A 13,513-nucleotide genomic window follows, 5' to 3' on the forward strand; every position below is an offset into this window, starting at 1 on the left:
TTATTAAGTATAACCCCGAAAATAGTTGAGGAACATAAAATGGGCGGTATTAGCATTTGGCAATTACTCATCATCGCTGTCATCGTTGTCTTATTATTTGGTACAAATAAACTGCGCACATTGGGCTCAGATTTAGGTGCATCAGTAAAAGGCTTTAAAAAAGCGATTGGTGACGAAGCTGCAGATAAAGACACCAACAACGCTGAAAAAACAAATAATGACGCAGATTTTGATACTAAAAATTTAGCGCAGAAGACTTCAACAGAAGAGAAGTCTACAACTGAGAGCAAAAACAAAGAGCAGGTGTAAACCGTGTTTGACATTGGTTTTAGTCAGCTGCTATTGGTCATGGTGATTGGTCTTGTTTTTCTGGGGCCAGAACGTTTGCCCGTAGCAGTAAAAACAATTGCTGGCTGGGTAAGGGCGTTACGCTCTTTGGCTGCGAATGTGCAAAATGAACTGACGCAAGAACTAAAACTTCAAGAACTCCAAGAGAGCTTGAAAAAAGTTGAAGAGAAAGCGAATTTGCAAACGTTATCGCCAGAGCTAAAAGCGTCTATGGATGAGTTAAAAGAGGCTGCACAGTCTTTAAAACAAACTTATCAAGCACCTACAACGCCAGACTCCACGAAAGAGCAGTCTGTAAAAACCGACTCTACGGAACCTTCACCTTCTGATTTAGCCGCACTTGCTGAAGCTGATGAAGTTAATGATGATGCTAATCGCCATAAACCTGTGGCAGAAAGTGTTACAAAGACAGAAGTTCCAGTTACTCAACCAGTAACAATAGAGAAAAAAACAACTGATCAGGTCAATGGTGAGCATTAAAACATGGCAGTAAATGATACCCAACCGCTGATCAGCCATTTAATAGAACTTCGTAAGCGTTTGATGTATAGCTTAGTCTCAGTTCTAGTGGTTTTTTTAGCGCTGGTTTATTTTTCTAACGATATCTATCAATTAGTCTCGGCTCCATTACTTGATAAGTTGCCAAAAGGGTCAAATATGAGTGCGACAGATGTTGCCTCTACCTTTTTGACTCCGATTAAATTGACAATCATGGTATCCGTTTTTGCTTCTGTGCCTGTTATTCTTTATCAGGTATGGGCTTTTATCGCACCAGCATTGTATAAACACGAACGTCGCTTAATGCTGCCATTACTTGTTTCAAGTACAGTATTATTCTATCTCGGTATGGCGTTTGCTTATTTTGTTGTGTTCCCTCTCGCGTTTGGCTTTTTTGTTAATACAACCCCTGAAGGGGTTAACTTTATTCCAGATATCAGTAAATATCTAAGTTTCGTCATGACGTTATTTATGGCGTTTGGTGCGGCTTTTGAAGTACCGATTGCGATTATTTTACTGTGCTGGAGTGGTGTAACAACACCAGATGCTTTAAAGAAAAAACGTCCTTATATTCTTGTGGGTGCCTTTGTCGTTGGTATGGTATTGACACCACCAGATGTTTTCTCTCAAACCTTACTCGCAATACCGATGTACTTGTTGTTTGAAATCGGAGTCATGGTATCGCGCTTTTATGTAGGTAAGGGAAGAAGAACAGATGAAGAAGCTGAGGAAGCAGAGGCAGAAGCTGAAGCAGAACAGCAAAAATAATTTTAGAAACGATTTTCTAAAATCATATGATATTAGCCCAGCAATTGCTGGGTTAATTTTTTCTAGAGCGACTCTTTTTTGAATTCTTTATTTCCCACTGATTTTTTTACTTCGCTATTTAATATCTTTAAAAGCAAAATTGAACGTGTTTCACCATCAGGCTCTTGATATATGGCTTTGATCCCTTGAAAAATACCCTCTGTAATTAATACGCTATCGCCACTATGAGGTACATTTTCTTCACTATAAGTGAGAGAAGAAAGTTGAGGTATTTGCAGTGTATCAATCACATCTTGAGGAACAGTGACAGGATATTGCCCAAAACGAACAAACGAGTTGACTCCACGCGTTGAGTTAATGGTTGTGGTATGGATCACTTCAGGATCAAACTCGATAAAAAGGTAATTAGGGAAAAGCGGTTCTGTTACGGTTGTGCGCTTTCCTCTTAATACTTTTTCTATGGTTACCATAGGTGTAAAACAGCCCACTTGCTGACGTTCTAAATGTTCGATAGCACGAGGAATTTGTCCTCGTTTACAATACAGCAAATGCCAGTTTTTCATAATAGAGACAATAGGTTAGTTGAATTTAATTAAGCGATGATAGCAAATTTATCATTAAGGTAACAGTTATCTATCGGGGATTAAATGAAAAATAGAGTAACGTAGTTTTATACTGAAAAAAGAACAGAAAAGCTGTGTTCATACGCAATAAAAGGGCTTGTTTTTGTTACTTTTACTTGGATCTCGGATAGAGGTAACAAGTTGACAAAAAAATGATGGTAAAAACAAGAAAAAGCTTTCAAGATAATTATCTTAGAGTTTTGTTCATAATTATAAAGAGGTTCTGTAATGGAAGTTTTTTTATTAAGTAACGGAAAAATTGCCGGGGATCCACGTTGGTTAAGTTATGCAAAAGATAATATCGATAGCATGATTAAAAAACGCGGTATTCGTTCTGCTGTATTAATTGCTTATGCTGTTATTCGTTCCGATCATGATCAACGCGCTCGTGATTTATCAGAAGTGTTAGGCATTGAAGTTACTTGTATTGAACATTTTGATTCAGAAGTTGATGCAATCAATAATGCAGAATGTATTTTAGTTAGTGGTGGTAATACTTGGTTATTAAACCAAATGCTGCATGAGAAAGGATTGGTAGTTCCAATTCAACGCGCAGTACGTGAGCGTAATATTCCATATATTGGTTGGAGTGCAGGTTGTAACGTTGCAACACCAACAATTCGTACCACTAATGATATGCCAGTACGCTCCTCTGTTATTATGCCTTCATTAGGCCTATTCCCTGTTCAAATTAACCCACATTATATTGATGCTTCTATCAGTGGTCATATGGGTGAAACTCGCGATGAGCGTATTGCCGAGTTTTGTGCAATTAACCCTGAAGAGATTGTTGTGGCTATCCGTGAAGGTAGTTACTTATATATTCAAGGCGAAGAATTACATTATTACAGCGCTAAAAATGAAGGTTTTAAAATCTTCCAGCATGGAAAAACATTCCCTGAACAGTTTGACACTAAATTACTTTCAGAGTGGGTTCCATTCCGCTGTTTATAAGTATAGTGAACGCTACTAAATAAAAAGCATTGCATTTTAGTGAGTTATGCGTTTAGCTTATAGCGTCTCAAAGAGGGCATTGGCCCTCTTTTCTTTCACTCACTGGCTCGTAAGATTATGATGAAATACCGCGATTTAAGAGATTTCCTTTCATTATTAGAAGAAAAAGGTGAATTAAAACGTATCACCTATGAAATAGATCCCTACCTTGAAATGACCGAAATAGCGGACAGAACTTTACGTGCCGGTGGGCCTGCGCTGTTGTTTGAAAACCCGAAAGGGTATGATATGCCAGTGCTTTGTAACTTATTTGGTACACCCGAGCGTGTCGCAATGGGAATGGGGCAAGATGATGTTAAAGCCTTACACGAAGTTGGAAAGTTATTAGCTTTTCTAAAAGAGCCTGATCCTCCAAAAGGTTTTCGTGATCTCTTTGATAAGTTACCTAAATTTAAGCAAGTTTTAAATATGCCAACAAAACGCTTGAGTAAAGCCCCTTGTCAGGAGGTGGTTTTAACAGGTGATGATGTTGATTTAACAAAAATCCCTGTTATGCATTGTTGGCCTGAAGATGCGGCACCTTTGATTACTTGGGGATTAACGGTGACTCGTGGCCCATTAAAAGAGCGTCAAAATCTGGGTATTTATCGCCAGCAAGTGCTGGGTAAAAATAAAGTGATTATGCGCTGGTTATCGCATCGTGGTGGGGCGTTAGATTTTCAAGAGTGGTGCCAAAAACATCCCGGTGAACGATTCCCTGTTTCTGTAGCATTAGGGGCAGATCCTGCCACTATTTTAGGTGCTGTAACACCTGTACCAGATACATTATCTGAATATGCATTTGCTGGCTTATTACGGGGTAATAAATCAGAAGTGGTAAAATGTCTTTCAAATGATCTTGAAGTGCCTGCAAGTGCTGAAATTATCCTTGAAGGTTACATTGAACCGGGCGAATTGGCTCCAGAAGGGCCATATGGTGATCACACAGGATATTATAATGAGATTGACTCTTTCCCTGTGTTTACCATTACGCATTTAACGCGCCGTAAAGATGCAATTTATCATTCAACATATACAGGGCGTCCACCTGATGAACCCGCAGTATTAGGTGTTGCGTTGAATGAAGTGCTTGTTCCGATATTACAAAAACAATTTCCTGAAATTGTAGATTTTTATTTACCTCCTGAAGGATGTTCTTACCGTTTAGCCGTTGTGACAATGAAGAAACAATATGCAGGTCATGCAAAACGCGTAATGATGGGAGTTTGGTCTTATTTACGGCAATTTATGTACACCAAATTTGTGATTGTTTGCGATGATGATGTCAATGCAAGAGATTGGAAAGATGTGATTTGGGCAATCACGACCAGAATGGATCCTGCGAGAGATACCATTATGATGGAAAATACGCCTATTGATTATCTCGACTTCGCTTCACCTGTTTCAGGATTAGGATCAAAAATGGGTCTTGATGCAACTAATAAATGGCCAGGTGAGACAGATAGAGAATGGGGTAGACCTATTGTGATGTCTGATGAAGTTAAGCAACGAGTCGATACTATTTGGGAACAGCTCGATATTCTTAAATAATAACAGAGGAACAACATGGCAATACTGAATTGTAAAGTCTCACTTGTTGAGCCGATGACAGATACGGTTTATCGGGTAAGGCTATTACCTGATGGCGAATTTGATTTTCAGGCTGGGCAATACCTTTTAGCAGTTATGGATGAACGTGATAAACGTCCTTTTTCTATTGCATCTATACCTGAAAACAAAGACTTTATTGAACTTCATATTGGTGCGTCTGAACTCAATCTTTATGCGATGGCAGTGCTTGATGTGATATTAGAAAAGCAACAGCTTACCATTGATATTCCTCATGGGAATGCATGGTTTAAAAAAGAGAGTCAACGTCCTCTATTATTAATTGCTGGCGGTACAGGATTTTCTTATACCCACTCAATTTTGTTGGCTGCATTAGCTGAAAATCCACAGCGATCTATTACGATTTATTGGGGGGGAAGAGAAAGTGTTCACCTCTATGATCTTAATGAATTACAAGAATTATCAGAGTTGCATCCATCTTTAATGATTGTTCCTGTGGTCGAGCAACCTGATGAGACTTGGCGAGGCCGAAAAGGTACGGTATTAACGGCAATAAGCGAAGATTTTGGTGATTTATCTGAATATGATATTTACATCGCTGGGCGCTTTGAGATGGCAAAAATCGCCAGAGATCGTTTTTGTAATGAGCGCAATGCAGATAAAACCCGCTTATTTAGCGATGCTTTTGAATTTATCTGACAAAACGAGAGTACCCCGTTATTTGTTATTATTTTCGTTTTTAAAACCATAAAAAAACCCGCCCCTGACGGCGGGAAAATGGTTTCTAACCATGCAATCGAAAAGAATACGTTCCTAACGATCAGAACGTGGATATACAAAATGCCGTATTAAACACGTTCTATAATCGTTGCAATACCTTGCCCTAATCCAATACACATTGTGGCTAAGCCAAACTGCGCATCTTTACGCTCCATAATATTTAATAATGAAGTGGTTATTCGAGAGCCTGAACAACCTAAAGGATGTCCTAAGGCAATCGCTCCGCCATTTAAATTAATCTTGTCATCGATACTATCGAGTAAATTCATTTTCTTCATGCAAGCTAATGACTGTGCAGCAAAAGCTTCATTTAGCTCAAAAATATCAATATCACCTAATGTTAATCCTGCTCTTTTTAACGCGATTTCTGTTGCAGGAACAGGGCCATAACCCATAATTGCCGGATCACATCCAGTCACAGCCATAGCTCGAATAATGGCACGAGGCTTTAAATTGTGTTCTTTGGCATAACGTTCACTGGTGATAAACATGGCGGATGCACCATCAGAAACTGCGGATGAATTGCCTGCTGTTACAGAGCCTGCCGCGGGATCAAATACGGGTTTAAGCTGTGCTAACTCTTCAAGGCTCGGGTTATAACGAATAACTTCATCATTTTTTACATTGATAAAATTACCCGTTGCATCATGACCATTAATCGCAATTATCTCATTATCAAAATAGCCTTGTTGCGTTGCAAGAGCAGCTAAATGATGAGAACGGTAAGCGAATTTATCTTGTTCTTCGCGTGAAATTTGGAATGATTTTGCGAGCATTTCTGCTGTTAATCCCATTGAAAATGAGGCTTTAGCAACAGAAAGGTTAAGTGATGGATTAAAATCTGCATTATAAGTCATCGGTACGTGACCCATATGTTCAACACCGCCGATTAATGCTACTTGGCTATCACCCAGCATAATTTGGCGTGCGCCATCATGTAATGCTTGCATTGATGAACCACATAACCGGTTAACGGTCACTGCTGGAACCTTGTGTGGAAGTTCAGCCAATAACGCTGCATTACGAGCAATATTAAAACCTTGCTCTAAAGTTTGTTGTACACAACCCCAAATCACATCACCAATATCATTGGGATTAATATTCGGATTACGTGTTAGTAGTGTTTGCATCAATTGTGCAGAGAGATTTTCCGCTCTAACATGGCGAAATGCACCACCTTTCGAGCGTCCCATTGGAGTACGAATACCATCAATTATGACAACCTTTTCCATTTCATATCTCCTTAAGCGAGTTCTCTGATGTTAACATCTACTTTTGCGGGCTTTGGATAGTAGGTTTCGTTGCGTTGCGCTTTCTGTTTTAAGCTTTCAGGGATTTGGTAAAGAGGCCCTAATGATGCGTATTGTTGTGCATCTGCAACAAATTGCGCTAATCCGATGGTATCAAGGTAACGGAATACACCACCTCGGAAAGGAGGGAAGCCTAAACCATAAACTAACGCAATATCAGCTTCTGCTGGTGAGGCAATAATACCTTCATCTAAACAACGGATAACTTCATTGATCATTGGGATCATCATGCGAGCAATAATTGCATCTTGGCTAAACTCTTGTGTTTTGCCAGCATGTTGTTGAAGAAGCGTTTGAATTTGATCATCAACAGATTTCTGTTTTTTACCCCGTTTATCAACAGAGTAATTATAGAAACCATGATTATTTTTCTGACCATATCGCTGTTGCTCATATAAAAGAGCAATCGCATCTCGCTCAATCGTACCCATTCTGTCAGGGAAACCGTGAGCCATGACGGCTTGAGCATGATTTGCCGTATCAATACCCACAACATCAAGTAGGTATGCNGCAATCGCATCTCGCTCAATCGTACCCATTCTGTCAGGGAAACCGTGAGCCATGACGGCTTGAGCATGATTTGCCGTATCAATACCCACAACATCAAGTAGGTATGCCGGTCCCATAGGCCAGCCAAATGCCTTCTCCATCACTTTATCAACAGCAATAAAATCAGCACCATCTCTTAGTAATAGAGAGAATCCCGCAAAATAAGGAAAGAGGACTCGGTTTACAAAGAAGCCGGGACAATCATTAACGATAATCGGTGTTTTTCCCATTTTACTGGCGTAACTGACGATACGATTAATTGTCTCTTCACTGGTTTTTTCGCCTTTAATGATTTCAACCAGTGGCATTCGATGAACTGGGTTAAAGAAGTGCATCCCACAGAAATTCTCAGGGCGCTTTAAGGATTTTGCAAGTAATGAAATAGGGATGGTTGAAGTGTTAGAAGCCAGAATCGCGTTATCTGCTAATAGTGCTTCTGTTTCTGCAAGTACAGTTGCTTTTACTTTTGGATTTTCAACAACGGCTTCAACAATAACATCCGCATCACTGACAGAAGCGTAATTCAATGTCGGTTGAATAGAAGCGAGCGTTTTCGCCATATCTACGGCATTCATTCGACCTTTTTCGTGGCGTTTTTGTAACAGGCTTAATGCTTCATTCATACCCAGCTCAAGGGATTTTGGGTTAATATCCTTCATGACAACAGGAATACCTTTTAAGGCAGATTGGTAGGAGATCCCACCTCCCATGATCCCAGCACCTAATACAGCAGCCTGTTTAGGTAACTCGGCATGGCGTTTTTTCGTGATATTTTTGACATACTGATCATTAAGGAAAATACCGACTAAGGCTTTTGCAACATCAGTGCGTGTGAGCTTAACAAAGTTTTCAGTTTCGAGAGCCAGCGCTTCATCTCTATTTAGAAAGGCTGCTTTTTCAATCGTTTTTACTGCGGTGATAGGTGCTGGATAGTGAGGGCCGGCTACTTTCATCACCATACCTTTAGCCACACTGAAAGACATTTTATGTTCAAGCTCTGTCAGTCTTAATGGTACTGTTTTTGGATGACGTGCCGCTTTCCAATCAATTTTGCCTTCAATTGCTTGTTCGATTAGCGAAATAGCACTTTCTTTTAAATTTTCTAGAGGAACAATTGCTTGGATTAATCCATTTTGAAGTGCTGTTTGAGCATCAACATCTTTACCGGCAGTAATAATTTCTAATGCGTTATCGACACCTATTAAACGAGGAAGACGTACTGAACCACCAAAGCCCGGCATGATCCCAAGTTTTGTTTCTGGTAAACCGATACGTAAATCAGGAGAAGCAATACGAAAATCAGTAGCAAGTACGCACTCGCATCCACCGCCAAGTGCATAGCCGTTGATGGCAGAAACGGTAGGAACAGGTAAGTCTTCTAGTCGACTAAAAATCTGATTAGAGAAATGTAGCCACTGAGTCAATTCTTCTTCAGGGGCATCAAAAAGGGATAAAAACTCGGTAATATCAGCACCGACAATAAAAGCCGGTTTTTCGGAACGCAAAATAACACCGTTTAGGCCCGGTGTTGCTTCTAATACTGTTAAAGCTTCACTTAGCATTGCAACCGTTTTGGTATCTAATTTATTAATAGAACCTTTGGCGTTAAAAGTGAGTTCAACAATGCCTTGTTTCACCCAATCGGCTTGAATATTTTCGCTTTGATAGAGCATTTGTATTCTCCCTAAATATATAGACTGGTATGACCAGATAATAAGAGTGTGAATACTATGTTAAATAAATGCAAATATTTGATTAAAAAACTGCAAGGGTGATCACAGTGAAATTATTCAACTTATTGAATTCTATGTTGTTGCTCAGTTTGATAAAAAGAGGAGAGATAAATCAGCAATAATCTATTTTTGTTATGGGGTTAGCCACTCAAAGAGTTGGCGTGTTAAGCTGAATCATTAACAATGAATAAGATAAGGTAATTAATAATGGAAAAATTGCTCTCTCTGTACCAAGAACATATCAAAACTCTACAAAATCGTACTCGTGATGCTTTATCCAGACACCATCTTGATTCTGTATTAATTCATTCTGGTGAACCTATCCGTGTTTTCCTTGATGACAGTGATTACCCTTTTAAAGTGAATGCGCATTTTAAAGCATGGGTGCCTGTAACAGATGTACCACATTGTTGGTTATTAGCGGATGGCGTTAATAAACCTAAATTGTGGTTCTATTCCCCAGTTGATTATTGGCACAGTGTTGAAGCTTTACCAAGTAGCTATTGGACTCATGAAGTTGAGTTAATTCATCTTAAAAATGTTGATGATATTCAAAAAGAGTTAGCACCTTATATTAATAAAAATACCGCTTATATTGGCCCTAATAAACAACGAGCAGAATCATTAGGTGTGAGTATTGATAATATCAACAATCAATCTCTTCTTAATTATTATCATTATTACCGTGCCTATAAAACAGGTTATGAATTAGCTTGTATGCGTGAAGCGCAAAAGATGGCCGTCAATGGACATATTGCCGCTCGGGAAGCTTTCCAAGCTGGATTAAGTGAGTTTGATATTAATATGGCGTATTTAATGGCTACAGGTCATCGTGATACCGATGTTCCTTACGGCAATATTGTCGCCTTAAATGAACACGCTGCTGTTTTGCATTACACAAAATTAGATCATGAATCTCCAGAGGAATATCGTAGTTTCCTTATTGATGCGGGTGCAGAGTATAATGGTTACGCAGCAGATATCACTCGTACTTATAGCGCAAAAGAAAATCATGAATTTACTTCATTAGTTAAAGATATGAATGATGCACAACAAGCGCTGATTGCAACGATGAAAGCGGGTGTGCGTTATACTGAATACCACGTTCAAATGCATCAACGCATTGCAGGACTGCTTAATAAGTACGGCATTGTTAAAGGCGTGAGTGAAGAAGAGATGGTGAATGCGGGATTAACGACACCTTTTTTACCTCATGGTTTAGGGCATGCTTTAGGACTGCAAGTTCATGATGCGGCTGGATTTATGCAAGATGATAAAGGAACCCATTTAGCGGCTCCTGCAATGTATCCATTCTTACGTTGCACACGTATTGTTGAACCGGGTATGGTATTAACAATTGAACCTGGATTTTACTTTATCGACTCTCTGTTAGAGCCTTGGAAAGAAGGAAAATACAGTACTCATTTCAATTGGAAGCTTATTGAGCATTTCAAACCATTTGGTGGTATTCGTATTGAAGATAATATTATTATCCACGATAACAAAATTGAAAATATGACCAGAGACTTACACCTAGCCTGATGAAAGCGTATTTGATCCCCGCTGAAACTGTAGAATTCAGTGAAGAAATAAAGAAGAGTCGTTTTATTACATTTATTGCTCATACTGAAGGTATTGATGCAGCAAAAGCTTATATTCAGTCTATCAAAGAGCAATTTCCTGATGCCCGACACCACTGTTGGGCTTTTGTTGCAGGAAGACCTGATGACTCACAACAGTTAGGTTTTTCTGATGATGGTGAGCCAACAGGTACAGCGGGAAAACCTATTCTAGCACCTCTTTTAGGGAGTGGAATGGGAGAAGTTACCGCAGTGGTTGTTCGGTATTTCGGTGGGATCAAATTAGGAACCGGTGGGTTAGTTAGAGCTTATGGCAGTGGCGTTCAACAAGCATTAAAGCTTCTGCCAACAAAAACGAAAGTGCCACAATTGTGTTTTAGTGTAGCGTGTGAATATTCACTTGTTTCATTACTTGAACAAGTTGTTGAACAATATCATGGGCAAGTACTTTCAAGTGAATATACTGATAAGGTCACTTTTATACTTTCATTGCCTGCCGTGCATAGCGGTGAAGTTGAAGTTAAACTACGTGATATAAGTCGTGGCAGTATGCAATTAATCCCGTTAGATAAAAATGAATAATCTTTGCTATCAAGGAAATCGCTAAATGCATTTTCGTTCAATAACCCGTATTGTCGGACTGCTTGTTATCTTATTTTCTGTCACGATGATCATTCCCGGTATTGTCGCATTAATATATCGAGATGGTGCAGGGCGTGCATTTAGCCAAACATTTGTTGTCGCATTGATCATTGGGTTAATGCTGTGGATCCCCAATCGACATAAAAAAAGTGAGCTTAAGCCTAAAGAAGGCTTTCTTATTGTTGTCTTATTTTGGACGGTACTGGGTAGTGTCGGGGCATTGCCATTTATTTTTTCTGAACAACCTCATCTTTCTATTACTGATGCCTTTTTTGAATCTTTCTCTGGACTGACTACAACAGGTGCTACGACGCTTGTAGGGCTAGATTCATTACCTAAAGCTATTTTGTTTTATCGCCAAATGCTCCAATGGTTAGGTGGGATGGGGATCATCGTATTAGCTGTCGCTATTCTTCCACTTTTAGGCGTTGGGGGAATGCAGTTATATCGCGCAGAAATGCCGGGTCCATTGAAAGATAACAAAATGCGACCTCGAATTGCGGAAACAGCAAAAGCACTTTGGCTTATTTATGTCTTATTAACGATCATTTGTGCCTTAGCATTATGGATTGCAGGCATGGATGTGTTTGATGCGATTTCTCATAGCTTTTCAACTATTGCAATTGGTGGATTTTCTACTCACGATGCCAGTATTGGTTATTTTAATAGTCCAACCATTAACATCATTATTGGTGTATTTCTTCTGATCTCTGGTTGTAACTTTGGTTTGCACTTTGCTGTGCTAACGGGAAGAAGCTTAAATATCTACTGGCGTGATCCTGAATTTCGTATGTTTATTTCAATTCAATTGGGATTAGTCATTATCTGTAGCGGTATTCTATGGCTTTATTCTGTATACGACACAGGATGGATAACCATAAACCAAGCTTTTTTCCAAGTTGTCTCTATGGCGACAACAGCAGGCTTTGCCACGGATAGCTTTGCACAGTGGCCTGCATTTTTACCTCTTCTATTATTATGCTCGGCGTTTATTGGTGGTTGTGCAGGATCAACGGGTGGGGGATTGAAAGTCATTCGTATCTTGCTTTTATTCCTACAAGGGAATCGTGAATTAAAACGTCTTGTTCACCCTAATGCTGTTTATACCATCAAACTTGGTCACCGAGCATTACCCGAACGTATTATTGAAGCTGTGTGGGGATTTTTTTCCGCTTATGCATTGGTATTTATTATTAGCTTAATGTTGTTGATAGCGACAGGCGTTGATGAATTTTCTGCATTTTCTGCTATTGCCACCACATTAAATAATCTTGGCCCTGGATTGGGTATTGTTGCTGATAACTTCACGACAATGAATCCAGCTGCAAAATGGATATTAGTCGTGACAATGTTATTTGGGCGACTCGAAGTTTTCACATTATTAGTTTTATTTACCCCAACGTTTTGGCGTGATTAATTTAATACAAGGAGTGATGTATGAGCGCGCTATTGTTGTATTGCAGTACTGATGGTCAAACTAAAAAGATAATGACACAAATCGCGAATGAATTAAGACAGCACGGTCATGAATGTGATGTGAGAGATTTAACCTCTGTTCAACAGAGTTTAAATTTATCTGCTTATAATAAAGTCTTAGTCGGTGCTTCTATTCGCTATGGTTACTTTAATAAAGCTCTCGATAAATTTATTACTCGTCATCTTGCACAATTGAATAGTATGCCGTCTGCATTCTTTGGCGTTAATCTTACTGCAAGAAAAGCAGAAAAGAATACACCTGAGACGAATGCTTATATGCGTAAGTTTTTAGATAAGACTCCATGGAAGCCAACGTTAACGGGTGTCTTTGCTGGCGCACTTTTTTATCCTCGTTATAAATGGATTGATAGAGTCATGATCCAGTTAATTATGAAGATGACTAAAGGTGAAACGGATCCGACAAAAGAAATTGAATATACAGATTGGAATAAAGTAAGCGAGTTTGTGACGCATTTTGCCAAAATTGAGTGATATTCAACCTTTGTTGTGGGGTTTTTATACGCCTTGCTGGCGTTTTGAACGAACAGAAAATTATTTTAAAAAAACACTTGCGCTAATCCGAGATCTCCCTATAATGCGCATCCACTGACCGGCGATGAGCAAACAACAAGCCACGCAGGACG

Annotated in this window: 13 protein-coding genes; 10 read left to right on the forward strand and 3 right to left on the reverse strand. The window is 39.3% G+C overall.

Annotated elements, in window-relative coordinates:
* Window positions 1-39 precede the first annotated feature (39 nt).
* From tatA to tatC, 3 genes are read left to right on the forward strand one after another with little or no spacing between them, the layout of a single operon-like run.
* Entirely contained in the window at window positions 40-309 is a 270-nt protein-coding gene (gene tatA / locus B6258_RS10410; protein WP_006535549.1) for a twin-arginine translocase TatA/TatE family subunit, read from the forward strand.
* Between the two features lie 3 nt (window positions 310-312).
* A complete protein-coding gene (tatB, locus tag B6258_RS10415; RefSeq protein ID WP_088493902.1) occupies window positions 313-828 on the forward strand; it encodes a Sec-independent protein translocase protein TatB in 516 nt (171 codons plus the stop codon).
* 3 nt (window positions 829-831) lie between these two features.
* Window positions 832-1,614: a Sec-independent protein translocase subunit TatC gene (gene tatC, locus B6258_RS10420; protein WP_099075204.1), complete on the forward strand. Its 783-nt coding sequence runs from the start codon at window positions 832-834 to the stop codon at window positions 1,612-1,614.
* A 62-nt stretch (window positions 1,615-1,676) separates the two neighbouring features.
* Here tatC and rfaH read toward each other — a convergent pair whose 3' ends face one another.
* Window positions 1,677-2,177, reverse strand: coding sequence for a transcription/translation regulatory transformer protein RfaH (gene rfaH, locus B6258_RS10425; RefSeq protein WP_099075205.1), 501 nt, complete (start codon window positions 2,175-2,177; stop codon window positions 1,677-1,679).
* Between the two features lie 288 nt (window positions 2,178-2,465).
* On the opposite strand from rfaH, the gene pepE reads away from it, so the two are divergent.
* The 3 genes from pepE (at window position 2,466) to fre (ending at window position 5,498) form a co-directional block, all read left to right on the forward strand.
* Window positions 2,466-3,191, forward strand: coding sequence for a dipeptidase PepE (gene pepE, locus B6258_RS10430; RefSeq protein ID WP_023583493.1), 726 nt, complete (start codon window positions 2,466-2,468; stop codon window positions 3,189-3,191).
* A 120-nt stretch (window positions 3,192-3,311) separates the two neighbouring features.
* Complete coding sequence (gene ubiD, locus B6258_RS10435) at window positions 3,312-4,781, forward strand: 4-hydroxy-3-polyprenylbenzoate decarboxylase (RefSeq protein ID WP_036914642.1); 1,470 nt, start codon at window positions 3,312-3,314, stop codon at window positions 4,779-4,781.
* A 15-nt stretch (window positions 4,782-4,796) separates the two neighbouring features.
* Window positions 4,797-5,498, forward strand: coding sequence for an NAD(P)H-flavin reductase (fre, locus tag B6258_RS10440; RefSeq protein WP_099075206.1), 702 nt, complete (start codon window positions 4,797-4,799; stop codon window positions 5,496-5,498).
* Between the two features lie 149 nt (window positions 5,499-5,647).
* On the opposite strand, the gene fadA is transcribed toward fre, so the two are convergent.
* Window positions 5,648-6,811: an acetyl-CoA C-acyltransferase FadA gene (gene fadA / locus B6258_RS10445; RefSeq protein WP_099075207.1), complete on the reverse strand. Its 1,164-nt coding sequence runs from the start codon at window positions 6,809-6,811 to the stop codon at window positions 5,648-5,650.
* A gap of 11 nt (window positions 6,812-6,822) precedes the next feature.
* On the reverse strand, window positions 6,823-9,111 hold the full coding sequence (gene fadB / locus B6258_RS10450; protein WP_099075208.1) for a fatty acid oxidation complex subunit alpha FadB: 2,289 nt from the start codon (window positions 9,109-9,111) through the stop codon (window positions 6,823-6,825).
* Between the two features lie 267 nt (window positions 9,112-9,378).
* Between fadB and pepQ the strand changes: the two genes are divergently transcribed.
* The 4 genes from pepQ to hemG are packed head-to-tail and all read left to right on the forward strand — an operon-like array spanning window position 9,379 to window position 13,361.
* Window positions 9,379-10,713: a Xaa-Pro dipeptidase gene (gene pepQ, locus B6258_RS10455; protein WP_099075209.1), complete on the forward strand. Its 1,335-nt coding sequence runs from the start codon at window positions 9,379-9,381 to the stop codon at window positions 10,711-10,713.
* On the forward strand, window positions 10,713-11,333 hold the full coding sequence (locus tag B6258_RS10460; protein WP_099075210.1) for an IMPACT family protein: 621 nt from the start codon (window positions 10,713-10,715) through the stop codon (window positions 11,331-11,333). The genes pepQ and B6258_RS10460 overlap by 1 nt, the downstream gene beginning before the upstream one ends.
* Before the next feature lie 25 nt (window positions 11,334-11,358).
* A complete protein-coding gene (gene trkH / locus B6258_RS10465; protein ID WP_099075211.1) occupies window positions 11,359-12,810 on the forward strand; it encodes a Trk system potassium transporter TrkH in 1,452 nt (483 codons plus the stop codon).
* Between the two features lie 20 nt (window positions 12,811-12,830).
* Window positions 12,831-13,361: a menaquinone-dependent protoporphyrinogen IX dehydrogenase gene (gene hemG, locus B6258_RS10470; RefSeq protein WP_099075212.1), complete on the forward strand. Its 531-nt coding sequence runs from the start codon at window positions 12,831-12,833 to the stop codon at window positions 13,359-13,361.
* Window positions 13,362-13,513: the final 152 nt, after the last annotated feature.

Origin of the sequence: Proteus alimentorum (genome assembly GCF_002607735.1) — a bacterium.
GTDB classification, from domain to species: domain Bacteria; phylum Pseudomonadota; class Gammaproteobacteria; order Enterobacterales; family Enterobacteriaceae; genus Proteus; species Proteus alimentorum.

What these genes read in the sequence shown, in the direction of transcription:
- ubiD (WP_036914642.1), top strand. Translation starts at nt 3,312, where the DNA reads ATGAAATACCGCGATTTAAGAGATTTCCTTTCATTATTAGAAGAAAAA.
- tatA (WP_006535549.1), top strand. Translation starts at nt 40, where the DNA reads ATGGGCGGTATTAGCATTTGGCAATTACTCATCATCGCTGTCATCGTT.
- tatC (WP_099075204.1), top strand. Translation starts at nt 832, where the DNA reads ATGGCAGTAAATGATACCCAACCGCTGATCAGCCATTTAATAGAACTT.
- pepE (WP_023583493.1), top strand. Translation starts at nt 2,466, where the DNA reads ATGGAAGTTTTTTTATTAAGTAACGGAAAAATTGCCGGGGATCCACGT.
- hemG (WP_099075212.1), top strand. Translation starts at nt 12,831, where the DNA reads ATGAGCGCGCTATTGTTGTATTGCAGTACTGATGGTCAAACTAAAAAG.
- fre (WP_099075206.1), top strand. Translation starts at nt 4,797, where the DNA reads ATGGCAATACTGAATTGTAAAGTCTCACTTGTTGAGCCGATGACAGAT.
- B6258_RS10460 (WP_099075210.1), top strand. Translation starts at nt 10,713, where the DNA reads ATGAAAGCGTATTTGATCCCCGCTGAAACTGTAGAATTCAGTGAAGAA.
- rfaH (WP_099075205.1), bottom strand. Translation starts at nt 2,177, where the DNA reads ATGAAAAACTGGCATTTGCTGTATTGTAAACGAGGACAAATTCCTCGT.
- fadA (WP_099075207.1), bottom strand. Translation starts at nt 6,811, where the DNA reads ATGGAAAAGGTTGTCATAATTGATGGTATTCGTACTCCAATGGGACGC.
- trkH (WP_099075211.1), top strand. Translation starts at nt 11,359, where the DNA reads ATGCATTTTCGTTCAATAACCCGTATTGTCGGACTGCTTGTTATCTTA.
- pepQ (WP_099075209.1), top strand. Translation starts at nt 9,379, where the DNA reads ATGGAAAAATTGCTCTCTCTGTACCAAGAACATATCAAAACTCTACAA.